Source organism: Pseudomonas sp. PLMAX, assembly GCF_046042685.1.
Classification (GTDB): domain Bacteria; phylum Pseudomonadota; class Gammaproteobacteria; order Pseudomonadales; family Pseudomonadaceae; genus Aquipseudomonas; species Aquipseudomonas putida_AE.
Genome location: NZ_CP064949.1, coordinates 5,797,183 through 5,821,213 on the forward strand (window position 1 = coordinate 5,797,183; position 24,031 = coordinate 5,821,213).

The window sequence follows — 24,031 nt, forward strand, 5'->3', positions numbered from 1 at the left end:
AGTGCAACGCAAGAACGACCTACCCCATCGAACGCGTGCAATCGATGGCTGAGAATCCCTCCTGGAGAGGGATTCGCCGTTTCTGAGCCCTTAATTTTCTCACTTCAGTGTGAAAGCCTGACCAAGGCTCGTTCAATCACAACCCTGCAATGCTCGGGTACGGTCGATAGCGGTGATACTAATCTAGGTTTATCCTTGCGCTACGCAACTAACCTCAAAGTAGTGATTTGAACGATGGGTTTTGAACAACTAGCTGAACTACGCGACCGCCTGCGAGCTGATAGCGAGCGGGAGAAGACTGATAGTGCAGTACACCTTAAGCGGAAACCCTCCTCGCAGACGAAGCCTCGTGACCGAGATCAAGTAGTGGAAGCGATCTGGCCATTGCAGAAGCATTTCCCATTGGCTTTCCCTGTCAATCCGGCCCCCAAGGTTCCGCTCAAGGAAGGCATTTTCAAGGATGCCGAGCAACACCTGGAGCTGCTCGGAATCACTCGCGAACAGCTTAAGCTGGGCATCTCTACTTGGTGCAGGGGAACTCGATATTGGGCAAGCATGGTGGAGAATGCGCCGCGCTTGGACTTGAGCGGTCAAGCAGTTGGCACTGTTAGCGCCTCTCAGGCGATACATGCGAAGCAGCAAGCTTCGCGGCAACGAGGCCAAAATCGACGAAATCGTGGGAAGCTAAAAACACGTGCCCCTGTCCCCGCCGCCGATACAGTCATGGAACAAACTAAGGACTGAGGCGGTTGCTCAGTTATTTCACTCCAGCTTCATAGCAGTAATCTGAACACTCGTGGAGCCTTCCCGCCTCAATGCTGCATCAGGTACCTATCACCGAGGGATAGATGATGCTCGAAATATTGCTTCCATCGTCAAAGAAATTCTCGGCTGACGCGGCGAGCCGGGCCTCGCTGGCCCGAAGGAACGACCTAAAACGACGCGTCATGGGCATCCATCGCCTCGGCCAGCGTCTAGTGCCAGCCACTTCGCACCCCAGACGCCATCTCGATGACGAGCTCTATCAATAGATTTCCCCTCCAAGTGATTGGTAGGATTTCTGCATATCTGCCAATGGCGGTTCAAACCACCTTTGAACATCTTGGGGCCGATAGAGCTGGCCGGACTCCTAGACTGGTACAGGCTAGCTGTTTGAAGGTTTTTCCGATCGATAACTCTGCGCGCCTTATGGCTCTAGCTATTGAAATATCAGATACTGCCATTGCGCCAGCACCCATCTTTCAAGGATGAAAACGAACCATGGCAAGGAAGAAGGCAACAAACTCCAGTGGCACCGGCATCCTGATTATTTTTGCGTTGGCTTTTGGTGCATTCGCCTCGATCCCGAAGAACGCCTGGATCGCTATTGGTGTCGTCGCTTGCATCGGTGGGTTTATGTGGCTGTTGGCCACGCGCACTAAACGGCAGCTTGAACAGTTGCAAAAATCTGCTTCAGAGACAACACCCCTGCGGGATCCGCTCAGCAAAAACGTGACCTTCTCCATGCAAGAGGCTTCGTCGAGCAATATTTCTGAAGAAACCTCCGGCTTTTATACCGTCCAACTCGGCTCCCCTTCTTCCGCCTCCTTCAAAATCCCAGATGCGAGCAAACAGAAATCAGATACCCGCTGGGTGCCTACGGGCGAGTCAGTTACCGTGGCTGGCTTTTCACTTCCAAGTGGAATGCTCTATGTAGGAAGCGCGCTGGGTCGATACGACGCGCAAGAGCCATCACTGCTCAATCCCAAACTACGGATAGCCAAGTCGTACGTTGATATTGAAGAACGGCTGATGTCCTACTGGCCGAGCTTCCATTCCATTTCGCCTGAAGCTCGGCGCGGTTACCTGCAGTGGCTAGAAGGCGGACGGCGTGATCCGCTGGCAGATACTGGCTACGTATTTCTGTTTTTCTATGGCCTTGAGCGCCGTGCTCTTGTTGACGCAGTAAGCGATCCGCAGGTTAAGGCCGAAATCCCCCAGATCGTCAAAGAAGTCCAACGATTGCTCAGTATTTATGGGGAGAGTCGATCGTTCAGCGGGTACGCAGAGGGCTTTCTGGATTACCTGAGCAATCAATCGCTCGACCCCAGCCTTTACCTTGGCCCACCTCCCGATGCAGTTGCTTACAGCTATGAAATGCCGCTTCCACTGCGTATTGGTTTGGGGCAACACGCCGCAAACAAACGACCACTTGATGCCACTTGGGCACTGGCATGGGCGTTAGCTGACCCCAATATCACAAAGCGCACTCCTGCAACTCGGTGCAAGAATGTCTTCGCGGCGCTGTTCAAGCTCAAGTACGCCAGTACACATCCTGCGGGTCTAATGCTCGCCCAAAACAAGACCAAGCTTAAAGCCAGCTATCGACCTGCCTCGGCAGTTCTAATGGCCCCCTCGCTTAACGTGGGTGATCTTCCTGATGTCATGGCAACGTCGGGGACGCGCAAAAGTCTGCAATCGTTAGTGGAGCTATGCACCAGCGAGCTAGAACCCTACAGCCGATATCTAGGCCGAAACCCTGAAAGCGCAGAAGCCCTTGAAGGCCTGCTGCAACTTCCAGTCACCCTATGGCCAGCTACAGCCCGTACGGAGTTGGATGAGATTCAAAGCAGAATCGGTGACGATCTGATTGTTATGAGCTTTGGAGAACTCGCCGGTCGATTCAAAAGCGCTGGTGCGTTATCTCGTGACAAGGTTCTGGCCCTTGCTCGTGCATTGGAATCACTTCATATCGGTATGGAGCCTGATGTTCTCGCTGGGAGCAGGACTCCAAAAGCTGAAGATCGTATCGCGCTGTTCGTGACCCAAGCTGAGGACGGATCACTGCGAGCGTCGGCGGCCTACAACGCGGCCTCTGTCACACTCGATCTGGCCAGTTCAGTCGCCTCTGCCGACGGTGATACATCCAATGAAGAAGTCTCACTACTTGCTCAGCACATCGACTCCTGGAGCCACCTGAGCGTTGCCCATCGCAAACGTCTCAAGGCGCACCTGCAGATTCAAATCCAGCAACCACCAACGCTGGCAAGCTTGAAGAAAAAGCTCGATCCACTAACTGTCGAAGCCAAGCGCACGATTGCTAGTTTCCTGGCTCACTTGGCTCAAGCCGATGGAATCGTCAGCCCTGCTGAAGTGAAACTTCTTGAGCGTGTTTACAAGGCGCTGCAACTGGATAGTCAACTGCTCTACAGCGATCTTCACGGCGCCGCAGCCGGGGCGAGTATTACTCCCGTCAAACCTGCAACAAGCTCCACTCCAACCGAACCCGGCACACAATCAGCCGCCGTTGCAAAACAGGGCTTCGTGCTCGATCACGAACGCATTGCTGAGCTGCAACGTGAAACGGCTGAAGTCTCTGCCCTCCTCGCCCAGGTGTTCACTGATGACCAGGTTGAGGAGCCGGAACAGGCCGTTGAGACTGTGGAGTCGGCGATCGAAACCACTGCTGACGTTGCCGGCCTCGATCTGGAACATTCTGCATTCTTGCGCTTGTTGATTTCCCGTGCCGAATGGAGCCGATCCGAACTTGAAGCCGCTGCCAGCGATATGGAGCTGATGCTCGATGGCGCCCTGGAGCAAATCAATGACATGGCTTTTGAGCGTTTCGACATGCCCGTCACCGAAGGTGATGATCCCATCGAGATCAATACAGACATTCTGGAAGAACTAGCCCTATGAGCACTATCAGAGCCAAGGATCGCGACGCGGTCATCCAATCGTTGCGTGCAGGCGTTGTTCCTCGCGTCGGTCAACATTTGATTCAGGTTGGCCGGGTGGGAGAGCTGGATGCGCTGATCAAGGACGTCAATCGCCTGGTCGAGAGCGGATCGGCATTTCGAGTGGTGATTGGTGAGTACGGTGCAGGTAAAACATTCTTTTTGAACCTGGTTCGAGCCATCGCCATGGAGCGCAAACTCGTCACCATGCACGCTGACTTAAACCCGGATCGTAGGTTACACGCTACGGGCGGCCAAGCACGCTCGCTTTATTCCGAGCTGGCCAAGAACATGTCGACGCGCACCAAGCCCGACGGTGGTGCGATGCAAGGCATTGTTGAGAAATTTATCTCACAGGCCAAAACGGAAGCCAAGGCGGCAGGCACAGACAGTGAGACTGTCATTCGAGCACACCTGGCTGAGTTGACCGAAATGGTCAACGGCTACGATTTCGCTGAAGTAATCGCCGCGTATTGCCGAGGTGTCGAGGAAGGCAACGAACAACTCAAGGCTGATGCTATTCGCTGGTTGCGTGGCGAGTTCACCACCAAGACAGATGCCCGAGCAGCCCTAGGTGTGCGAACCATCATTGATGATGCCTCCGTCTACGATCAGCTCAAGCTGCTGTCGAGATTCGTCAGACTCGCAGGTTTTGGCGGTCTGATGATCTGCCTCGACGAGCTGGTCAACCTCTACAAGCTGGCCAACACGCAGGCACGCAATGCCAACTACGAGCAGATCCTGCGCATCCTCAATGATTCGCTGCAGGGATCCTCTGAGGGTCTCGGATTCGTCCTGGGCGGTACCCCAGAGTTCTTGATGGACACTCGCCGAGGCCTGTTTAGCTACCCTGCCCTGCAATCGCGTCTGGCTGAGAACTCGTTTGCCAAGTCAGGGCTGGTGGATCTGTCGGGCCCGGTGATTCGCCTGACCAGCCTCACCCCCGAAGACTTCTATGTACTGCTGCAGAAGCTTCGCCATGTTTACGCGGGCGGCGATGTCGAAAAATATCTTCTGCCTGACGAAGCGCTCCCCCTGTTTATGGCGCACTGTAATCAGCGCTTGGGTGAAGCCTACTTCCGCACGCCGCGCACCACGATCACTGCATTTATCAATCTGCTGGCCATCCTGGAGCAAAACCCTGGTGCTGACTGGAAAACGCTGCTGGGAGGTGTCGAGGTAGCCAAAGACCTGGGCGGAGAAGACGACACGAAGGTCGACGCGGACGATGAACTTGCCACCTTCACACTCTGAGTCATCGGGATTCGACCAGCTGGAACCCCGTATTCAGCGATGGATTTGGGCTGAAGGCTGGACGTCCTTGCGTGACGCCCAGGAAAGGGCTGTGCCGGTACTGGTGGATGCCGATCAGGATGTCATCATTGCCGCCGCAACGGCGGCGGGGAAAACTGAGGCTGCGTTCCTCCCCATACTCACCAATTTGCTGAACGACTACGACCCACCCGGGTCGGTGTTGTACATCAGTCCCCTCAAAGCCTTGATCAATGATCAATGGGACAGACTAGGCCGCCTCTGTGAGCAGCTCGAAATTCCCGTGGTGGCTTGGCATGGCGACATTTCGTCAAGTAAAAAGCATCGCTTCCTGAAGTCGCCTGAAGGGGTGCTTCTGATCACGCCTGAATCCCTGGAGGCTCTGTTCGTCAACCGAGGCTCCAGTCTTGCCGGAGTGTTCCAGAATCTGCGCTATATCGTCGTGGACGAGTTGCATGCATTCATTGGAAGTGAGCGAGGCAAACAGCTTCAATCCCTGATGCACCGAGTAGAGCTCGTTGCTGGGCGCCGACTCCCCAGGGTCGGGCTTTCAGCCACGCTCGGCAATATGAGTCTAGCTAAGGAGTTTCTTCGTTCTGCAGACGCAGAAGGAGTAACCGTCATTAAGTCCGAAAACTCAGGCCAGACACTCCAGGTACAGGTTCGCGGTTACATCCAGCCCCCCATGAGCGAGCTCAAAAAGCTTCTCATCCAATCTGCTGATGAACAAAGCGAAGAAGACGAAACGGAAAACAAGGCAAGTCCCGACTTTGCGATCGCTGACCATCTCTACAAGGTATTGCGTGGTAGCAACAATCTGATTTTCCCAAACAGCCGGCAGCAAGTTGAATGGTACGCAGATCAGTTGCGCCGGCGTTGTGAGAAAGATGGTGTGCCCAATGAGTTCTGGCCCCACCACGGCAGCCTTTCGAAAGACTTGCGCGAGCAAGCTGAGCACGCCATCAAGGCAGGCGGCCAAGCAGCATCAGCCATCTGTACTACGACGCTGGAGCTCGGCATAGATATCGGTAGCATCAAGACAGTGGTGCAGATTGGCGCCCCACCCTCGGTGGCCAGCTTGCGACAGAGACTGGGTCGCTCGGGTAGACGACCGGGGGAAAACGCGATTTTGCGCGTTTACTGCAAGGAGTCGCCACTCAAGGATAGTTCCAGCCTTTCGGATCAGTTACGCCAAAGTTTGGTTCAGACCATTGCCATGGTTCGTTTGTTGCTCGGTGGATGGTTCGAACCTCCCCGGACTCAGGGTCTTCATGCGTCCACACTCGTTCAGCAATGTCTCTCTGTAATTGCTCAGTGTAGTGGTGCAACTGCGGCTGATCTTTGGAAACACTTGGTCGCTGAAGCGGCATTCCAGAACGTAGAAAAATCCAACTTTCTTAAGCTGCTCAAGTCGCTTGGAGAACATGAACTCATCGTCCAAGACAGCTCGGGATTGTTGCTGCCCGGGACAGTCGGGGAGCGCCTGATCAACCACTATGAGTTCTATAGCGCCTTTATCAGCGATGAGGAGTTCCGCCTGGTGTGCGACGGTAAAGCCCTAGGCTCTGTACCCGTCAGCAGGCCTTTGACAAAGGATCAGCGCATCATCTTCGGTGGCCGACGGTGGCAAGTTCGTGATGTTGATCTTCAGGCAAAGGTCATCATCGTAGCCCCAGCACGCGGGGGCGCACCTCCTCTGTTCGACGGCCTAGGCGCCATGGTGCATGACAATGTGCGCAAGGAAATGCGAGCTGTCCTCGCAGACCCTAATCCCTGCCCATTCATAGACCGCGATGCCCAAGCGTTACTCGACGAAGCCAAAAAGACATTCAACGCGTTAGGCCTCGGTGAACGCTACCTCATTGAGTCTGGTGGCAGATGCTATCTGATCAGTTGGCTGGGTGATTACGCCAACGATGCACTTCGCCTGTTACTCAATCATGTGGGGCTTTCGTGTGATAACGCGGGCTTGGCGATTGAGATTGACGCCGATATCCAACGGACATTGGCGGCACTCAAGGACGTAGGTGAACTGGATGCAAACGATCTGGATTCGATACTCGCAGACGTGGAAAACATGCTGCGCGAAAAATGGGATTGGGCATTGCCCGAATCATTACTGATGAAATCATTTGCTTCGATTTCATTGGATATCTCAACCGCGATCGAGTTTGCGCAAACGCACGCCGCAACCTGAACAAATCCCAATGAAATGATGCCCAGGGCCCTGTTTTGAGATTGAAGCAACGGGGTCACGACGCGAGCTTATTTCGCGCGTCGCTTGAGGCATTTTCGACGACTGTTTCCTCAGAACGATGAACTCGACTCGGAGATGCTTCTCGCATAGCCAATTTAATGGCGCTCAGAAATAGCCCATACGGCTACTCCACAATTAAGAAAAATCATACTGGATGTATAGCCACAATAGGCTCAGGAGGCCCTCCAAAGGCCCTCAGAACGCAAAGCGACTGAAGTGCTGGCTAGGGTGCCACCAGATAGATCTCGACTGGAGTGCGCGTACAGAAAGCCATATTTATAAATTATTAGCTTTACCCGACGAACGGTAAAATTTGTTAGAGGCCATATTTTATATGGGGCTCGGAGAGAGTGATCACAAGTTATCCACAGGGTTATCCCCAGAAAAACTTAGGTATATGCACAGAATGGAGTTGCTATTGGAAAGGACGCTCAAGTAGTCTTGGCGCACAAATGCAAAAACGACCAGTAAAGGTCGTTTCGCTGAAGAATGCATGCAGGTAGTCACGTTTCTGTCGCCAAACGTAGCGCGACTACCTGCACCCTCTGAGGCACGCATTTGAAAATGCACACATCTAGAGAAGGACGCCATTTAGCCCACTGCTGACGGTTTCGTCAATAGTGAGACGATTGGTGGTCATTCTGGATAAGTGCGCCTAACTAGCCGTTATCGAGAATTTACTCATGACAAAGAATACCAAGCAGTCCTCCGCAAAAGTCGCCAAACAGGCATCAGACACTCTCCGTGATCCATCTGCATCCGCCATCGCAAAGAGCCTTGCTGCCTCTGCGTTAGCGCAAGCCAACACAGGCAAACAAACCAGTGCTGAAATGGAAGCAAAAGCAGGCCGGGTTCTCCAGAGTGAAAAATACAGCGACGACACGAAAACCTTAGCGGCTTCCGTTGTTTCCCAATCGAATAAAGCGCGGGGGGAATGATCATGGACTTTTATGCTGTCGCAACCGTTGACCTCGACGGCGGAGTTAGCTCGTCTGCCCGTAACACGTTCAACGAAGGACTGAAAAAAGAAAAATTCAACAAACATAAACTGACCACGTTATGGACAGTGCACTACACGAATGGCTGGACTAAAGCATCTGCTCTTAAAGATGCTCGTGACAGCATCGACAAAGTGGCCAGGATTGCCGGCATCGCAAAATATGAGGCTTTAGTTTCGCTGGCAGACGAGCCACCTACAGAGTGGAGAAAGCCGATTAGCTTGCTAGGCGCCTGATCAGGCGTAAATGATGCGGAAAGCCTCGCTTCGGCGAGGTTTTTTTATGCCCAAAAAAAACAGCGGGTAATTTCGATACTTTTCGGATTGTCATTTTTTTGCTGCCCTTACCCACACCCTTCAATGACTGTGACACCCTGGATTACTGCGAGTACTGCAGGTCGCCTGATGGCCGAGTCTGGACACTTGAACTCTGGTAACGCGACGGGCCTGATCCTGTCTACCTATTGAGTGCTTGGGAGCGTGAACAGCTCGAACGCTTGCTCGCCGCGCTCTGAGCCTGCACGTATAAGCACGTAACTATTGCCGGGGCAGTAGCAATGGAAACCGTACGTGAAAAAGCCACAGAGTAGAAAAACAAAGCCCCGGAGGTTCGCGGCTCCAGGGCTTCTATTTTCGCCTCCATCCCTTAATGGTTTGACGAACGTGGCCGGGACACTACCAGCACCTTTTAGATATTTCACTAAGACTTTGGATAGAGGAGGCAATGACTCATGGGGCTTACGAAACCAAACCACGATTTACGCCGCGATCTGAAAAGTGCCGCCTTGGCGCTCGAGGATGCCGCACAAGACATGTTCAGGATGGCCAAGCAGTACGGTGATACCGAGTTGCTTGCAGCCATGGAGAAAATCGAGAGGTTGCACGTAGAGGCGGATCGGCTGAATGGATACGCAGACGAAGTTAAGGACGGGAGAATTTTGCGAGCTGCTACGGAATAGCTTTGAAGGGGGACTCGATAGCCATGACTCAGGACAGCAGCTAAACCGATAGGCCTTCAGTCATCCAGATGTTCGGCCAAGAAGCTCACGAGCGCGAGTGGGCTTTGTGACTCGATCACCTTGTAAATGAGATCGCGTTTACCTCGCGGCAGTTTCTTTACCACGCTTTTTGCGGAGGCTCTGACAGCTTCGTCTGTGCCGTGTATGCGTGCGGCCAAGAGCAGCACAATCGTTGCGTCGGTGAGGTTCATCGCAAGCCCCCAGTAAATTGGCGCAGTTTACTGGACACCTTTCCTCTCGTGCAAAACCCCACACTACGCTGAGCCCGACGTCCGGCAGGTGAATGCCAGGGAGGACGCATACCGGGGAGTGCCCCCTCGCAAATAGTTGGGCGAGGCTCCTTGAGCACGGCTGTCGTGAACCAAGCCGCCACAGACCGGCGTCTTGGCCCTGCGGGCTTCCATCCTCTCGCCTGCGCGCTCCGCTTGCTTCTAAACGCAGCTCACGGCTTCACGTACGTAGGTCATCAACTGAGCCGTGGGGCTCTGTCATAAATTGTCTCAGCATAATCCTGCACCCATCGTTGAAATCGTAACGTGCTGACGGTATTGGTAGCTCACCTACCTTTAGCAGGGAACGCGTCATGAAACCGAGATTCAAGGTGATTGAGACCACCAGCATGGATGACCGCAGTAAGCGATTTCGAGTGGTAGATCTCGTTCAAGGTGGCCCTGCAAGCAAGTATGGCGTGTACAAAGCTCGAGCGGAGGCTGACGCTGTTTGCGCAACATTAAACGCAGATCAACCGTTGGGTATTGAAGGAGTTGCGGCCAGTGCCACGCGCTAACCAGGTGGCATCCTTCGCTAAGCGCCTACTCTGGCATATTGTGGAAATGTTACCCCAGGTAATCCACAGCGCGTGCACCTGGTTGACCAGAGCTTCAGCCTTGCGATGGAGGCATCGACGCTATGCCGAGGACTTCACAGCGACATACTGCTGGCCTTTGACGTGCTGACCATTACGAACAATTTTTAAAGGAGGTACTTCCTCATGGGCCTGAGGAAAAAAAACCAAGGTTTGCGCCGCGATCTGAAAAGTAGCGCCCTGGCGCTCGAGGATGCTGCACAAGACATGTTCAGAATGGCTAAGCAGTACGGGGATTGCCGAGTTGCTTGCAGCCATGCAGATAATCGAGAAGCGTGCTCTGGCACCTTGTGGAAATGGTACCCCACTCACCTGCTTCCCTTAGAAAGGCGCATCTGGAAAAACGGCGTACACTCAGGACTTGACTCCAAACAGGTATCTTCTCGTATTGTCCGGTTAAGGAATCGATAGGTGAATGTAAATTGGGAAGGAATATTGCCAATCCAGGGAGAGATTATCGTCATCGAAGACGATCCGACGTTGCGTTCGCTGATGGTCGATATCGTGGCAGAGATCGGCGCAAAGGCAGTGGCGTTCGACACCGCTGATGACGCGTTAACCTATCTGTTGGAAGCGCATGACCAGTGCCGCATGGTGATCGCCGACCACGGTGTACCCGGGCAGATTCAAGGAATCGAATTCATCGAAATGGTCAGAGGTCGATGGCCTTACATCGCTGCAATTCTGACCTCCGGGTATATGATCGAACCTATAGCAGTACCTGATTCAACCGTTTACCTCCACAAGCCCTGGTCATTAGACGACTTGGTAATAGCAGTGTCCTCCCTCCTGCAACCTGATCACCCCATTCGTAGGACTTGAGTCAACGTGACCGGTTGGGCTCCGACGCCGCAACTCAACCATTTCCAGCCGCGCTCACGGGTAATGCCTTCTTGCGAGCCGCCATTTCAATTCTGAGTTCGCTGATCAAATTCGAGATCGCCGGACTGGACGTGAGACCCGATGGCAACACTTTGGGGACAATCAGCGCCAACAGGCTGTCGCCCAAGAGACTGAAAAGATCTAATGGCAAGAGCACTCGCAGCCTAGACTTAACGGTGAGCCCTTGCCAACGAATTAGCCCCGTACAGCCTGCCTTCATAGCGCTTTCTCATCCTGACATCAGTCAAATGGCATTTTCGCTGGCTCCTACCGAGGCAAGCCGCCATGTTATCGACTTTAGAAATTCGCCATCTGGTGGAGCAGAGTTTTCTTCCTTCTCGTTGCGAATGCACAAGCGAGTCGGGAGATTCTCTGACAATACGATTTTTTCAGGATAACTCGAACCAAGAAATCCTCGTCGTCACCGGTGTTGCCGTGGCTCAATTGGCTAATGGGCATGCAATCGCGAATCTTGTGACCGGACTGCGGCAAGATCTTGAGCTCGTTATTCTTTCGCCTGGGCTTACCGTCAATCACCAAGTCTTCAAGCAACGTCGATGAAACCTTTGAGATCAATCGTCCTCGTTGCTGTATTACAGATCGCCATCTACCGCCCCTACGAGCCCCGTCGATTGCTAGCGCCTCGTTTTTGATAGGAGTAAAAAATTGCTGACTCGCCCAGACAAAGACGCGCTTCGTGCGATACTGGAATCTCAGGTTCAAGAAAAGCTAAAGCATGAACCAGACGCGGTCACGACTTATTCCGCACAGCGTGACCCGGAACGAAAGCCCTACACCAGCAAGCCAACAGTGCAGGACAAAGCTTTTGACAGAGAGCTCGATCAGATGCGTGCCGATGCTGAAGCCGGAGTGATACGCAAGCCTGCGCAGCAGACGGACGATGCTCCTAGCCTTGAACTCGATGATTACCCAGGCTTGAGAGCGACAGTACGCACCAACTGAATGGTAGTTTTCAACGCCTGTTATGAATCGGTTGGTGATGGGAGCTAAGGGGGTGTCGCTGATTCATCCAAACACGTTCGTACACATCCCTCACTAACCATGACAATGGTTAGCCTGGCCTTGCCCGAAGAAACGACTCCCCCCTATTTCAGTTGCTGCCCCCTACCATCATCAGGCCTCGGGTACCTATCACCGAGGGATAGACGATGCCAGAAATGTCGCTTCCATCATAAAGGAGATGCTCGGCTGATTGAGAGCGCCGGGCCCCTGGTACCCGGAGAGGCGACTGTCGTGATCGCCGGCAGATATCTGTCCTCGCAGTATTTGGCCGCCTGGCTCATCACCCAATTGGAGGGCATCAAGGCGGCACGCAGAGCAATTCATTATGTGACACAGGTGGGAGAGAAGGAGATCTGTGTGACACACGCTATAGCGAACATTTCGCCGTCCTGTATGGCTGAGAAAAACTGTCGCGACCTCATGTTTTCTTCAAGATCTATCGATGGATAGGTGTCGCATGCGCCTGCCTCAACCACCGTTGCAGTAGTAATTTTCAAGACCTTAGTTTTTAGACCAAATCAAGGTACTTGAAGCCCAATGCCTGCCTGAGCGCGGGCACAGCCATGCAAACCGACCATAAGAAGAGAGGGCTATTCATGTCAGGCAATCGTGGTGTTGTTTACCTTGGCGAAGGCAAGGTCGAAGTGCAGAAAATCGATTACCCCAAGATGCAAGATCCACGGGGACGAAAGATTGAACACGGAGTGATTCTAAAAGTAATCTCAACCAACATTTGCGGATCTGACCAGCACATGGTCAGGGGCCGTACCACCGCTCAAGTTGGATTGGTATTGGGCCACGAGATCACCGGTGAAGTCATTGAGAAAGGTAGTGACGTGGAAAGCCTAAGGATTGGCGATCTGGTCTCTGTCCCCTTCAACGTCGCCTGCGGTCGGTGCCGCTCCTGCAAAGAGCAACACACGGGTGTCTGCCTAACGGTCAATCCTGCCCGCCCTGGCGGAGCCTATGGCTACGTGGACATGGGGGACTGGACTGGCGGCCAAGCTGAATACGTGATGGTTCCGTATGCTGACTTTAACCTGCTCAAACTTCCGGAGCGTGACAGGGCCATGGAGAAGATCCGTGACCTCACTTGCCTCTCCGACATTCTTCCGACCGGTTTTCACGGAGCAGTAACCGCTGGTGTTGGGCCGGGTAGCACTGTGTATGTCGCAGGGGCAGGCCCAGTTGGTCTTGCAGCCGCAGCTTCGGCCCGCTTGTTGGGTGCAGCTGTCGTCATCGTCGGCGATGTAAACCCGGTACGTCTTGCGCATGCAAAGACTGTTGGTTTTGAGATTGCCGACCTGTCCAAGGACACACCACTCCATGAGCAAATTGCAGCCCTACTCGGGGAGCCAGAGGTCGATTGCGCAGTCGATGCAGTAGGCTTTGAGGCCCGAGGCCACGGTCACGCTGGAGCCCAACACGAAGCCCCCGCAACTGTTCTTAATTCGTTGATGCAGATTACCCGTGTCGCCGGCAAAATCGGTATTCCCGGTCTTTACGTTACCGAAGATCCAGGTGCCGCAGATGCTGCAGCGAAAATTGGCAGCCTGAGCATTCGCTTCGGTCTCGGCTGGGCTAAGTCCCACAGCCTCCACACCGGCCAAACCCCAGTAATGAAATACAATCGCCAGCTCATGCAGGCAATCATGTGGGATCGACTCAATATAGCCGACATTGTTGGTGTCCAGGTTATCAGCCTTGATGATGCTCCTCGGGGCTATGGCGAGTTCGATGCAGGCGTACCCAAAAAATTCGTGATCGATCCCCATAAGTCTTTTAGCGCGGCCTAAGCCCATCATTCGCGCGCCGTATGGATGCAAATACCTGCGGCGCCGATCCCCTGGTATTTCAGCACTGTTTTTTCTAGAGAATCCGCTCCTCCTCCGCCTTTGCATTAATCACTCTATCCAAGGATAGGTGCCCCTCCTCCAATCCTGGACGACCCTTGAAACATCCCCCCATGTGCCAGGAGCCAACAATGTCCAATAACAGCTTCGGTGACTCACGAGTCGACCATTCCGGTTTCGAACGCCACCGCTACATAATTGATGGATGCGAAACTATCGTTTACGTCGCAGGTGAAGGGGCACCGCTAGTATTCCTTCATGGAGGCGGTACTTGGCACGGGATCGAATTTGCTCGCGCCTGGACTAATCGATTCAAGGTAATTCTGCCCTATCACCCAGGATTTGGTCAGTCGGGCGACAATCCAAACATCGACTGCATGCAAGACTACATCCAGCATTATCAGGAGCTCTTTGAGGAAATGGAGCTCGAGCATTTCAACCTGGTTGGCTTCTCACTCGGCGGCCGAATGGCAGCGGAGTATGCAATCCAGCACAGCCATCAAATTGACAAGCTTGTACTCGTCGCTCCAGGTGGTCTTGATGTCGAAGAGTTCCCGACGCCGGATTTCATGAACATTCCACCGGAAGATATCCCCGCTTACCTGGTCAATGACTTGGCCACTGTCATTCCTTTCCTGCCAGCATCACCCGACGCTGAATTCGGAAAGATGCGAGAGCGGGAAGGTGGATCGATTGCAACCATTTCGCGAAATGGCACCGTCTGCAATCAGAAGCTTCCCAACTGGCTTCATCGGGTTCGCATGCCGACCCTCCTGGTCTGGGGCCAAAGTGATCGCATCATCCCCTCCGGCCAGGCGGATTATTGGCAGCGACTGCTTCCTCATGCGGATCTGACGATTTGTCCGAATGCTGGGCACCTCGTTCTTGATGAATCTGCACAAGCGCGTAATGCCGTAGCCGAATTCCTCGCTTGATCGATAGACACGCGCACAAAAGATCTGGAGTACCAAAATGTCTACAGGACAACTCGATGTCGTCATTGCAGCGATCAATGCCGAAGCAAAGGACGTGATTAGCTTTGAATTGGTCGATCCGCAGGGTCGAGACCTTCCACCATTTGAGCCTGGCTCTCATCTGGAAGTACATCTGGCAAACGGGCTTATTCGGCATTACTCGCTTTTTGGCGATTACCGAGATCAGAGCCGTTACAAAATTGGTGTTGGTCTTTCACCTCAGAGCCGAGGCGGGTCACGTTTTTTGCACGGCGGGCTCAAGGCGGGAGATCGACTACGCATCAGCGCGCCGCGAAATAATTTCCCGCTTGTAGAATTAGGTGATCACTACAACTTTATTGCTGGAGGCATAGGGATCACTCCAATCTTAGCGATGATTCGTTGGTGTGTAGCCAATGGAAAGCCATGGACTCTTCACTACCTGGCGCGTAGCCGACTTCGCGCTGCGTTCTACGAAGAGCTGTTCGAGCTTGGCGCCGATAATCTGGTGCTGCACTTCCTGGATGAGAACGGTGGTCAGCCGCTTGATATTGAAGCGACCGTTGCTGGCATGCCTCTCTATAGCCACATTTACTGCTGCGGCCCCGCGCCCCTAATGGAGCGCGTACAAGCAGCAGCTCATGCCAAGCCGGCAGAAAACGTGCATTTTGAGTGGTTCTCAGCGTCAGGAAAAACGCAAACAAGCACCGATAACGGAAGCTTCAAAGTCATTCTTCGGAGCTCGGGCGATGAGCTTATAGTGCCGCCAGAAAAAAGCATACTCGAGGTGCTTGAGGATAACGGGCACTTTCTACCCTTCTCATGCCGCGAAGGCCTTTGCGCAAGCTGCGAGACGCGTGTGTTGAGCGGCACACCCGACCATCGCGATTTCGTGCTGTCTGAGTCCGCAAAGGCAGAAGGCAAGAGCATGCTGATCTGCGTTTCTCGAGCGAAAAGCGAAGTTTTGGAGCTTGATATTTAAGCGATAGAAAGGGGCCGGAATTCCGGCCCCAATCCTCACAACGCCTGGCTCTCTTCCAAATCGAGAATGTCCTGATCGCTAAATCCCCAGTCAAGCAAAGCTTCCCTGGTATGTTCTCCGCATCTAGGCGCGGCACCCTGAATAGCTCCAGGGGTTTCTGAGAATCGGGGTGCAGGAGCAGGCTGGTAAAACCCATTCGCTTTTACGAAAGTCTCCCGACTGAGATTATGCGGATGCTGTGGCGCCTCCTGCAGGCTCAGCACAGGGGCAAAGCAGACGTCGGTACCCTCTAGTAGTTCACACCATTCATCCCGGCTTCTAGCCCGAAAAACCTCCGATAGTCGCTCTTTTAGCTGCGGCCAAGCAGTTCTATCCATCTGTTCAGCGTACGCTGCGTCATCAATACCCAGGCGATGGAGCAGCTCTGCGTAAAAATTAGGCTCAATAGCGGCGATTGCAATATGTTTGCCATCCGCACAGGTATATGTGTTGTAAAAATGAGATCCGCCGTCAATTGCGTTGCTCGCTCTTCGGTCAATCCATGTACCGGTATTAACCGATGATTCCGAGGAAAGAGGACGCCCCTCAGCTCGTCCCAAATGCCCGTAGATCATCCCAAGCATGGAGGCCACCCCATCAACCATCGCACAGTCCACGACTTGACCTCGACCACCAGAACGAACATGCAGTAAAGCCGCCAGCACACCCATTGCGAGGTAAAGCGCTCCTCCACCAAAGTCGCCAACGAGATTCAAAGGAATCGACGGATTATCTGCATTTCCCATTGCATGTAGAGCACCAGCAAGAGCGATGTAATTGATGTCGTGACCGGCCGCACTCGCTAGAGGCCCATCTTGTCCCCAGCCAGTCATTCGCCCATAGATCAGATCGGGATTTTTACGGAGCGCCTCCTCTGGGCCCAAGCACAAGCGCTCCATGACGCCGGGACGAAATCCCTCGAGGACAATGTCTGCCTGATTTATTAACTGCAATGCAACAGCGCGTCCTTTAGCGCTCTTCAGGTTAAGCGCCACCGATCTGCGTCCTCGAGACTCGACGCAATAGGCATCGCAGTCAGCGCCACCTTTACGGTCAACTCTCAAAACCTCAGCCCCCATATCGGAAAGCAACATCGCGCAGAATGGAGCCGGCCCAACACCTGCAAACTCCAGTACACGAACGCCGCGCAGCGGCCCCTGTGCCCTCACGGTCTAATCTCCAGTCGCTGCCGCTGAATAACAATCCCAGAACCCTCTCGATCCCAAGTGTCCGCCGTGACGCCTTGCCCCCTTAGCTCATGCTTCAGGACTTTGTGAGTTGGCGTCTTGGGCAATTCCCTCATGAATCGGAGAAAGCGAGGGATCATGAAGTCAGCTAGGTGCGGCTTTAGATACTCGATCAGTTGCTCTGGGGTGAGTTCTTGGTTTGGGGCTAAGGCTAGGACAGCAAGCACTTCGTCTTCCGACACTTCGCTTGGGACGCCGACCACTGCAACCTCGCGCACTGCCGGGTGAGCCAGGATGGCGCTCTCCACTTCGAATGAGGAGATATTTTCTCCTCTGCGGCGCAGAGCATCCTTCAAGCGATCGACAAAGAAATAGTTGCCTTCTTCATCCCGACGGAATGCGTCACCAGTATGGAACCAACCATTTCGCCAAGTCTTGGCGGTTGCTTCATAATTCTTCAGGTAGCCATGGCTCAGAGCCCAGGGTTGATGTGCACGAACGATCAACTCTCCAACAGATCCGATCGGCACTTCGATGTCAAAATCGTTCACGATCCTCAGCTCCACTCCTTCGCGCTTCCGACCACAAGTGCCAGGTGCGGTCGGATTTGCATCGCTGAACAGAGGCATGCAGAGTTCAGTCATGTTGTATTCGGTATATATGTCTACCCCGAATCTCTCAGCAAAGGCCGCAGCCCCGTCATCCAGCGGAGCAACGAGGACACTCCGAAGAGAATGATCACGATCCGCACTTGTTACCTCCTGTTTAAGTATGAACGGCAACATGACTCCCAGGAGTCCTGTTGTGGTGACCTCGAATTCACGCACTGTTTGCCAGAACCGACTGACACTGAAGGAGTCCGCAAGTACCAGTGACCCACCAGTAAGAAGTGCGCAGTAATATCCAAGGACGCCAGCAGCGTGATACAGAGGCAAGCTGACCAAGCTGCGATCGGTCTCATCGAGATGCTTGAATGCGGTTGCGGTGTGCCATAGGTGCAGATAGGACGTAAGCACCCCCTTCGATGGCCCAGTCGTTCCGGAGGTATAGATCACTACCGCCTCATCCCAAGGAAAAGGCCCGGCGCTCGAAGGGCCAAGCTCTTCCTCCGCGTACAGAACTTCCTCTCCTAGAAGCTGAACCCCGGACACATTTATACGCTCAGGGCCCATCACAACGACACGATGCAAGTGCGCCAGTTGAATACCAGCTAGTCGGTCTAAAAGACGCCCATCACAGATCATGAGCGAGGCTGATGTGTTGCTTAGGACATGTTCCAGCAACGTGCCCCGATATGACGTATTTATTGGTACTGCGACCGCGCCCAAATAGTTAATTGCGAGCAATGTACGCAGCGCATTCGAGCTGTTACCCAACCAAACTATAACAAGCTGGCCAGGTAAAACCCCCAGCGACTGCAGTGAGGCAGCACACGTTCTTACTTCTGCATGTGCCTCACTGTACGTCCACTTTCCTCCAGACTCGAACATTGCAAAGTCACTATCAGGTGTCTCGCTGGCTCGCAAATCTAAGAGGTCGCGAATCTGACAGATAGGCAAATTAGCGCTTGTCGACTCCTTATTCATTGTTGTTCTCCGAGGGATTCACGCCCGATTCTTTGGCGCACATGAGCACGAATCACCTATCTGGTGATAGGACTGACCGCACTATCTTTCGGCAGGTGCTTGGCCCCGAAAGCTCTCCCAATCTGCATACACATCAAAGTGCTCTTGAAGCACATCAGCATTGGGAGACAAAGCGCGTCATGCAGCCATTCATCTACAACGCCCTGCCTTCGCGAGTAATTTTTGGCTTCGGCACTCTGGCCCAAGCTGCAGACGAGATTCGAGCACTTGGCTGCTCGCGTGCACTTGTTCTGACTACGCCCTTCCAGCGTGAGTTGGGCGAAGCTCTAGTAGCCCAACTGGGCGACCTCGCTGTAGGGCTTTATGACAATGCAACCATGCACACCCCGGTTGAGGTCACACGGGATGCACTTGGGGTGGTGGGAAGTACTAGGGCCGACTGCTTGGTGGCCTTGGGCGGAGGTTCGACAATTGGCTTAGGCAAAGCGATAGCTCTCAATACCGACTTACCTCAGATCGTCATTCCAACCACCTACGCAGGCTCAGAAGCGACTCCGATCATCGGCCAAACAGAGAACGGGCTAAAGACCACCCAGCGCACTCTTAAAGTGCTGCCCGAAGTAATTATTTACGACGTAGATCTGACCCTGACGCTCCCAGCACAAATGACCGTGACAAGCGGAATGAACGCCATCGCCCACGCTGTGGAGGCGTTGTACTCCAAGGACGCCAACCCTCTGATCTCGATGCTCGCAGAACAAGGTATTGCAGCGATCGCTCGGGCACTACCCCGAATTCATCTGAACTCAGAAGACAAAGAAGCACGATCCGACGCCCTGTTCGGCGCATGGGCATGCGGGGTATGCCTAGGCGCAGTTGGCATGTCTATTCATCACAAGCTTTGCCACACCCTAGGTGGCAGCTTCGATCTACCCCACGCAGAAACCCACACTGTGGTTCTGCCGCACGCCACCGCATACAACGCCGATGCTGCTCCACAAGTCATGGAGCGTATCGCTCGCGCTCTTGGCGTTGAACACGCAGCACAAGGCCTGTTCGACCTTGCAGATAAGCATGGTGCTGCTACCAGTCTCGCAGACATTGGAATGAAGGAAAGCGACATCTCAAAAGCTGTCGAGATCGCCTGCGCCTCGCCGTACTGGAACCCGCGCCCAATCGAACCTGGCGCAATCCGCGAACTGCTCGAAAACGCCTTCAGTGGCAAAAGACCTTAACCAAAGTACCGCGTTCAAAAACGCTAACAACAGGAGAACGTCATGGAACTCAATCCACACATCCTTCGCCATCACCACATCACTCTGAACGTAGGTGGCGCCCAGGAAGACTACGACTTCCACACCAAAGTGCTTGGCCTGAAAAGCGTCAAGAAGACCGGTCTGTACGATGGCACCGATCCGATCTACCACTTCTACTACGGTAACGACATTGGCGAGGAAAGCACGCTAATTACTTGCTTCCCTATGCGTCAATCGGGACGTATGGGTCGTCCAGGTAGCGGTCAGATCAAGACTCTCGCTCTCTCCGTTCCGGTTTCGTCCCTTGCCTTCTGGGCCAAGCATCTGGAAAACCACGGGTTCAAGCCTGAGTTCCAGGAACGTTTCGGTGAGCACCTGTTACATTTCGCCCACCCGTGCGGCATTTGCTACGAGCTCGTTGGCATTGCTGACGACGATCGTAAACCGTACTCGAACGGCGTCGTTCCGTCCGAGTGTGGCATTCGAGGCACCCACGGCATCACCGTCGCTGTTCGCGATCTGGAAAACTCTGCAGAGTTCATGCACTACGGCTGGTCTGGCAAGCAACAATTAACTGATGGTTCCTTTAGCCGCTACGAGGTAGGCAACGGCGGCTCCGGTACCATCATCGACTTTGAAGTTCGACCGGAACTGCCTCAAGGTTCTTGGACTTATGGTGAGGGTACAGTGCACCATTGCGCCTTCGAAGTGGCAGACCTCGAGATCCAAAAGAGCGTCAAACTGCACCTTGAGGCAATGGGTTTTACCGACGTCTCTGACCGGAAAGATCGCGGCTACTTCGACTCGGTGTATGTTCGCACTCCAGGTGGTGCCTTATTCGAGGCAGCTGTGTCCAAGCCCGAGGGCTTCCTCGTTGATGAGGCCTTCGAGGATCTCGGAAAAACCATCCAGATTCCGCCACAGCTGGGGGCTCGCGCCCAGGAAATCGCGGCATATCTTGAACCGTTGAAATATTGAGGTTGAAGGATGAACGAAAACATCCATCTTGGCCTTCCCACTCAGGTCTCGAGCCTCGCGCCCGAGACCGCAGGAGCGGCGATCATCCTCATTCATGGGCGCACCCAAAGCCCTGCCGACATGTTCGCCATAGCAGAGCAAATCAACCTGAACGGAATGCCTTACATCGCTGTGGAAGCGGCGGGCAAGAGTTGGTATCCGGACAAGTTCATGGCTCCGCTGGAGAACAACCAGCCATTCTTGGATTTCGCACTAGAGCGCCTTGATCTGCTAGTCAGCCAGCTGGTGGAGCAAGGGATTCCTCGTTCGAAAATTGCGCTAGTCGGTTTCTCTCAGGGTGCATGCCTAGCATGCGAATACCTTTACCGAAATCCACAGCGTTGGGGTGGACTCATTGCTTTCACTGGGGGGTTAATCGGGCCAGTCGGTATGACCTGGGAAAAACAGGTCAAACTGGAAAGCACGCCTGTCCTGCTCACAAATGGAGACAATGATCCCTGGGTGCCACTTCCTCGCACGGAAGAAACCCTGGAAGTGCTACAGGCGATGGGAGCGAAGACCCAATTCAAGGTCTACCCTGGTCGAGAACACCAGGTTAGCGACGACGAAATTGATCTCGCTCGGAACATGCTGCAGGAAATATTCGGCTCGTGAAACGCCCGCCGAATTTGAAAAGGCCACCTTTCGGTGGCCTTTTTTTTACTTTTCTGTAGCAAGGGTCATAACAGCCCCGGCATCTTCGCTCCTGTCCAACGACCAGATTGCTTCCACCAACGCTTCGATGTTGATGGTACTTCCACTTCGTTTAGCGAGGATGTTTAGCTTTTCTACTAAGTCAGAATCAGAAAGCGGCGCCATCAAGCCTCCTTTCGCTGAAGCAACACGGTGCTCAAGATAGCGCCCAGTATCCAAAAGGATTCTCACCGTCGCCGACTCAACAGAACAGTCAGGATCATCATAAAAATCCACCAACGGGTACATTGCCCGCAGAACCGGATCTGCCACGGCAGCATCACTGAACTGATCGAGGCCAGCCATTCCCGTCGCCAAGGTAACGGCAACAGCATGCTGCGCACTCACTTGAGACTCCCGCCCAAGTTTGATGTGCGGACGGTCTGTACGCTCTCGCAACAATGGATTACCGATCAGCTCTACTCGACATACCTGGCCGTACGTCCAACTTTTGTCTGCACGCAATGCGATGCAGGCCTCGATGACCGGATTGAGCACAACCCCACATGGATACGGCTTATAGGTGTTGGCCAACACCGCCCATGAGCTCCCCAACTCGTGCGTAAGCTCGTCAAACTTTGGAGAATCACCCATGACCCGGAGAAACCCTCGCGCGCCCTCCAGAGGGTGCTCAGGGCCCGCAAACCCTCTCTGCGCCAACAGTGCCGACAGCAGTCCGTTTCTTGAAGAGTTTCCGACACTCAGACTCTTCGCTGCACTCCCTAGAGTCTCAACGAGACCTGAAGCTTGCGCACTGGCGTTTCCAATAGCCCATGCCAACTGGCGAACATCAAGTCCTATGGCTTTGCCGGCAGCCAAAGCAGCTCCAAATATGCCGCAGGTTGAGGTGATATGCCAGCCTCGTTGGTAGTGCCAAGGGTGAAGCGCGTTACCCAGACGGCACTCAATTTCCATCCCCAACACTAGAGCGAGCAGTAACTGCTCACCCGAGACGATTGTCTCTTCAGCCAACGCAACGAGCGCAGAGGCAACCGGCCCAGTAGGATGGATGATTGTCGGAATATGGGTGTCGTCATAATCGTAGACATTGGCGCTCATCGCATTCAGAGCAGCAGCGTCAAGCATTCCCAGGGCTTCTGAGCGTCCAACAACCCCTCCTCGACCGCCAGGATGAAGGCTCTTGAGCAGCGTCATTGCAGTGTCGATATCTGAATCTTTGCATCCAGCAAATGCCACAGCGAAGTAGTTGATCAGAGCGCGCTTGGCTTCATGACGTACCTCGTCGGGTAAGTCAGCCCACTCAGTTGCGTACACAAACTCAGCGATCAGTTGAGTTATCGCCGGCACTTCTTTGGTCATGGCAGCGCAATTATCCATACAGCATCTCCAGGCAGACTCTAGCAATACGCGACGTTAGGAGCGCCAGCGGCAAGTAGGCACCTATCCAACGGCAGGAACGCCACACTCGCTCCGCCACTATCTTTCGGCAGGTGCCTATCCTGCCCATGCGCGCAACTCTGATCTCACAAATGAGCACGGGCAAGCTCTGCCTAGCTGCCGTCGACAAAAATCAGAGGGCGTAAGAAATGCTTAAAGAGCATTGCGCGTGGGCGCCTGCCAAGGCCCTTAGCCAGACTCCACACTCAGTTGCCTGTAACACCGATTTACTTGGGGGCCTCGGAAAATGAAGCCTCTGAAAAACAAGCGAGCTCTGATCACAGGCTCAACAGCAGGACTTGGTCTGGCCATCGGTGAAGCCCTGGCAGCGGCCGGCTGCAGCATCGTCTTACACGGCAGAGCGCCAGCCGATGAATTCAGCGCTTTGTGCGCAAACCTGCAAGATCGACACGGCGTTGAAGTTAGTTACGCTGCAGCAGATTTGAGTACCGAAGCAGGTGTTGAAGAATTAGTCAGCATTGCGCAAGCCCGACTGGGCGGCATCGATATTTTGGTCAACAACGCAGTGGCCAGACACTTCGCCACGGTACATGAACTCCCCGTCGATGCTTGGAACCTTGCTCTAGCAGTCAATCTGTCTGCCGTTTTCCATGCCACCCGACTTGCGCTACCCGTAATGCGCCAGCAAGGTTGGGGCCGCATTTTCAACATGACATCGATCTACGGAGTACGTGGTGCTCCGAACAGGGTCGATTATGTAACGACAAAGAGCGCGCTCCTCGGCTTTACCCGCGTTGTAGCTCTCGAAAATCTCGACTTCGGAATCACCTGCAACGCCATTTCACCAGGCTCGACGTTGACGCCTTCGATCGCAGCTCGTGTAGACGAACTGAAAGAGCAGGCCCAACTGAGTGAGAAGGACGCGGTTCGGCAGTTTCTAACCGGAAAGCAACCGTCCGGTCGCTTCAACGAAGCCACGCATGTTGGCGATCTCATTGTTTTTCTTTGTGGCCATTCGGGCACCGATATCACTGGAGCGATGCTACCGGTCGATGGCGGCTGGCTGGCTAGCTGA

The 24,031-nt window shown here is 53.9% G+C and carries 22 protein-coding genes; 17 read left to right on the top strand and 5 right to left on the bottom strand.

What is annotated here, in order from left to right; translation table 11 throughout:
- The first annotated feature begins 234 nt into the window (after positions 1–234).
- From DKB71_RS26340 to DKB71_RS26370, 7 genes are all read left to right on the top strand, one after another.
- A complete protein-coding gene (locus DKB71_RS26340) occupies positions 235–744 on the top strand; it encodes a ProQ/FinO family protein (protein ID WP_408598383.1) in 510 nt (169 codons plus the stop codon).
- Between the two features lie 516 nt (positions 745–1,260).
- Positions 1,261–3,678: a TerB N-terminal domain-containing protein gene (locus DKB71_RS26345; protein ID WP_408598385.1), complete on the top strand. Its 2,418-nt coding sequence runs from the start codon at positions 1,261–1,263 to the stop codon at positions 3,676–3,678.
- Positions 3,675–4,970: an ATP-binding protein gene (locus DKB71_RS26350; protein ID WP_408598387.1), complete on the top strand. Its 1,296-nt coding sequence runs from the start codon at positions 3,675–3,677 to the stop codon at positions 4,968–4,970. The genes DKB71_RS26345 and DKB71_RS26350 overlap by 4 nt, the downstream gene beginning before the upstream one ends.
- The gene (locus DKB71_RS26355; protein ID WP_408598389.1) at positions 4,945–7,185 is read left to right on the top strand and encodes a DEAD/DEAH box helicase; all 2,241 of its coding nucleotides are present in this window, start codon (positions 4,945–4,947) and stop codon (positions 7,183–7,185) included. Before DKB71_RS26350 ends, DKB71_RS26355 begins: the two co-directional genes overlap by 26 nt.
- 743 nt (positions 7,186–7,928) lie before the next feature.
- Positions 7,929–8,183, top strand: a complete 255-nt coding sequence (locus DKB71_RS26360) for a hypothetical protein (protein WP_150759114.1) — start codon at positions 7,929–7,931, stop codon at positions 8,181–8,183.
- A gap of 2 nt (positions 8,184–8,185) precedes the next feature.
- A complete protein-coding gene (locus DKB71_RS26365) occupies positions 8,186–8,479 on the top strand; it encodes a hypothetical protein (RefSeq protein WP_408598391.1) in 294 nt (97 codons plus the stop codon).
- A 494-nt stretch (positions 8,480–8,973) separates the two neighbouring features.
- Positions 8,974–9,201 carry a hypothetical protein gene (locus DKB71_RS26370; protein WP_408598393.1) on the top strand — a complete coding sequence of 76 codons (228 nt, stop codon included), beginning with the start codon at positions 8,974–8,976 and terminating at the stop codon, positions 9,199–9,201.
- 56 nt (positions 9,202–9,257) lie between these two features.
- Here the strand turns inward: DKB71_RS26370 and DKB71_RS26375 are convergent, their stop codons facing one another.
- Both DKB71_RS26375 and DKB71_RS26380 read right to left on the bottom strand, forming a co-directional pair.
- The gene (locus tag DKB71_RS26375; protein ID WP_408598395.1) at positions 9,258–9,452 is read right to left on the bottom strand and encodes a hypothetical protein; all 195 of its coding nucleotides are present in this window, start codon (positions 9,450–9,452) and stop codon (positions 9,258–9,260) included.
- A gap of 716 nt (positions 9,453–10,168) precedes the next feature.
- Positions 10,169–10,384, bottom strand: a complete 216-nt coding sequence (locus DKB71_RS26380; protein ID WP_408598397.1) for a hypothetical protein — start codon at positions 10,382–10,384, stop codon at positions 10,169–10,171.
- A 153-nt stretch (positions 10,385–10,537) separates the two neighbouring features.
- Here DKB71_RS26380 and DKB71_RS26385 point away from each other — a divergent pair, with 153 nt between their 5' ends.
- From DKB71_RS26385 to DKB71_RS26410, 6 genes are all read left to right on the top strand, one after another.
- Positions 10,538–10,948: a response regulator gene (locus DKB71_RS26385; protein ID WP_408598399.1), complete on the top strand. Its 411-nt coding sequence runs from the start codon at positions 10,538–10,540 to the stop codon at positions 10,946–10,948.
- Positions 10,949–11,293: 345 nt separating this feature from the next.
- Entirely contained in the window at positions 11,294–11,569 is a 276-nt protein-coding gene (locus DKB71_RS26390; protein ID WP_408598401.1) for a DUF1652 domain-containing protein, read from the top strand.
- A gap of 105 nt (positions 11,570–11,674) precedes the next feature.
- On the top strand, positions 11,675–11,971 hold the full coding sequence (locus DKB71_RS26395; RefSeq protein ID WP_408598403.1) for a hypothetical protein: 297 nt from the start codon (positions 11,675–11,677) through the stop codon (positions 11,969–11,971).
- Positions 11,972–12,627: 656 nt separating this feature from the next.
- On the top strand, positions 12,628–13,827 hold the full coding sequence (fdhA, locus tag DKB71_RS26400) for a formaldehyde dehydrogenase, glutathione-independent (RefSeq protein ID WP_408598405.1): 1,200 nt from the start codon (positions 12,628–12,630) through the stop codon (positions 13,825–13,827).
- 188 nt (positions 13,828–14,015) lie between these two features.
- Positions 14,016–14,819, top strand: coding sequence for an alpha/beta fold hydrolase (locus DKB71_RS26405; RefSeq protein ID WP_408598407.1), 804 nt, complete (start codon positions 14,016–14,018; stop codon positions 14,817–14,819).
- Between the two features lie 37 nt (positions 14,820–14,856).
- Positions 14,857–15,819 carry a PDR/VanB family oxidoreductase gene (locus tag DKB71_RS26410; protein ID WP_408598409.1) on the top strand — a complete coding sequence of 321 codons (963 nt, stop codon included), beginning with the start codon at positions 14,857–14,859 and terminating at the stop codon, positions 15,817–15,819.
- A 35-nt stretch (positions 15,820–15,854) separates the two neighbouring features.
- On the opposite strand, the gene DKB71_RS26415 is transcribed toward DKB71_RS26410, so the two are convergent.
- Both DKB71_RS26415 and DKB71_RS26420 read right to left on the bottom strand, forming a co-directional pair.
- Positions 15,855–17,027 carry a CaiB/BaiF CoA transferase family protein gene (locus tag DKB71_RS26415; protein ID WP_408598411.1) on the bottom strand — a complete coding sequence of 391 codons (1,173 nt, stop codon included), beginning with the start codon at positions 17,025–17,027 and terminating at the stop codon, positions 15,855–15,857.
- Positions 17,024–18,631, bottom strand: a complete 1,608-nt coding sequence (locus tag DKB71_RS26420; RefSeq protein WP_408598413.1) for an AMP-binding protein — start codon at positions 18,629–18,631, stop codon at positions 17,024–17,026. Before DKB71_RS26420 ends, DKB71_RS26415 begins: the two co-directional genes overlap by 4 nt.
- Positions 18,632–18,810: 179 nt before the next feature.
- Between DKB71_RS26420 and DKB71_RS26425 the strand changes: the two genes are divergently transcribed.
- From DKB71_RS26425 to DKB71_RS26435, 3 genes are read left to right on the top strand one after another with little or no spacing between them, the layout of a single operon-like run.
- Positions 18,811–19,866 carry a maleylacetate reductase gene (locus DKB71_RS26425; RefSeq protein ID WP_408598415.1) on the top strand — a complete coding sequence of 352 codons (1,056 nt, stop codon included), beginning with the start codon at positions 18,811–18,813 and terminating at the stop codon, positions 19,864–19,866.
- Between the two features lie 42 nt (positions 19,867–19,908).
- Entirely contained in the window at positions 19,909–20,865 is a 957-nt protein-coding gene (locus DKB71_RS26430; protein ID WP_408598417.1) for a glyoxalase, read from the top strand.
- A 9-nt stretch (positions 20,866–20,874) separates the two neighbouring features.
- Entirely contained in the window at positions 20,875–21,519 is a 645-nt protein-coding gene (locus DKB71_RS26435) for an alpha/beta hydrolase (protein WP_408598419.1), read from the top strand.
- A gap of 45 nt (positions 21,520–21,564) precedes the next feature.
- Here DKB71_RS26435 and DKB71_RS26440 read toward each other — a convergent pair whose 3' ends face one another.
- Positions 21,565–22,917 carry an MmgE/PrpD family protein gene (locus tag DKB71_RS26440; RefSeq protein ID WP_408598421.1) on the bottom strand — a complete coding sequence of 451 codons (1,353 nt, stop codon included), beginning with the start codon at positions 22,915–22,917 and terminating at the stop codon, positions 21,565–21,567.
- Between the two features lie 325 nt (positions 22,918–23,242).
- Between DKB71_RS26440 and DKB71_RS26445 the strand changes: the two genes are divergently transcribed.
- On the top strand, positions 23,243–24,031 hold the full coding sequence (locus tag DKB71_RS26445; RefSeq protein ID WP_408598423.1) for an SDR family oxidoreductase: 789 nt from the start codon (positions 23,243–23,245) through the stop codon (positions 24,029–24,031).

What these genes read in the sequence shown, in the direction of transcription:
- DKB71_RS26340 (WP_408598383.1), top strand. Translation starts at nt 235, where the DNA reads ATGGGTTTTGAACAACTAGCTGAACTACGCGACCGCCTGCGAGCTGAT.
- DKB71_RS26345 (WP_408598385.1), top strand. Translation starts at nt 1,261, where the DNA reads ATGGCAAGGAAGAAGGCAACAAACTCCAGTGGCACCGGCATCCTGATT.
- DKB71_RS26350 (WP_408598387.1), top strand. Translation starts at nt 3,675, where the DNA reads ATGAGCACTATCAGAGCCAAGGATCGCGACGCGGTCATCCAATCGTTG.
- DKB71_RS26355 (WP_408598389.1), top strand. Translation starts at nt 4,945, where the DNA reads ATGAACTTGCCACCTTCACACTCTGAGTCATCGGGATTCGACCAGCTG.
- DKB71_RS26360 (WP_150759114.1), top strand. Translation starts at nt 7,929, where the DNA reads ATGACAAAGAATACCAAGCAGTCCTCCGCAAAAGTCGCCAAACAGGCA.
- DKB71_RS26365 (WP_408598391.1), top strand. Translation starts at nt 8,186, where the DNA reads ATGGACTTTTATGCTGTCGCAACCGTTGACCTCGACGGCGGAGTTAGC.
- DKB71_RS26370 (WP_408598393.1), top strand. Translation starts at nt 8,974, where the DNA reads ATGGGGCTTACGAAACCAAACCACGATTTACGCCGCGATCTGAAAAGT.
- DKB71_RS26375 (WP_408598395.1), bottom strand. Translation starts at nt 9,452, where the DNA reads ATGAACCTCACCGACGCAACGATTGTGCTGCTCTTGGCCGCACGCATA.
- DKB71_RS26380 (WP_408598397.1), bottom strand. Translation starts at nt 10,384, where the DNA reads ATGGCTGCAAGCAACTCGGCAATCCCCGTACTGCTTAGCCATTCTGAA.
- DKB71_RS26390 (WP_408598401.1), top strand. Translation starts at nt 11,294, where the DNA reads ATGTTATCGACTTTAGAAATTCGCCATCTGGTGGAGCAGAGTTTTCTT.
- fdhA (WP_408598405.1), top strand. Translation starts at nt 12,628, where the DNA reads ATGTCAGGCAATCGTGGTGTTGTTTACCTTGGCGAAGGCAAGGTCGAA.
- DKB71_RS26405 (WP_408598407.1), top strand. Translation starts at nt 14,016, where the DNA reads ATGTCCAATAACAGCTTCGGTGACTCACGAGTCGACCATTCCGGTTTC.
- DKB71_RS26410 (WP_408598409.1), top strand. Translation starts at nt 14,857, where the DNA reads ATGTCTACAGGACAACTCGATGTCGTCATTGCAGCGATCAATGCCGAA.
- DKB71_RS26420 (WP_408598413.1), bottom strand. Translation starts at nt 18,631, where the DNA reads ATGAATAAGGAGTCGACAAGCGCTAATTTGCCTATCTGTCAGATTCGC.
- DKB71_RS26425 (WP_408598415.1), top strand. Translation starts at nt 18,811, where the DNA reads ATGCAGCCATTCATCTACAACGCCCTGCCTTCGCGAGTAATTTTTGGC.
- DKB71_RS26430 (WP_408598417.1), top strand. Translation starts at nt 19,909, where the DNA reads ATGGAACTCAATCCACACATCCTTCGCCATCACCACATCACTCTGAAC.
- DKB71_RS26435 (WP_408598419.1), top strand. Translation starts at nt 20,875, where the DNA reads ATGAACGAAAACATCCATCTTGGCCTTCCCACTCAGGTCTCGAGCCTC.
- DKB71_RS26440 (WP_408598421.1), bottom strand. Translation starts at nt 22,917, where the DNA reads ATGACCAAAGAAGTGCCGGCGATAACTCAACTGATCGCTGAGTTTGTG.
- DKB71_RS26445 (WP_408598423.1), top strand. Translation starts at nt 23,243, where the DNA reads ATGAAGCCTCTGAAAAACAAGCGAGCTCTGATCACAGGCTCAACAGCA.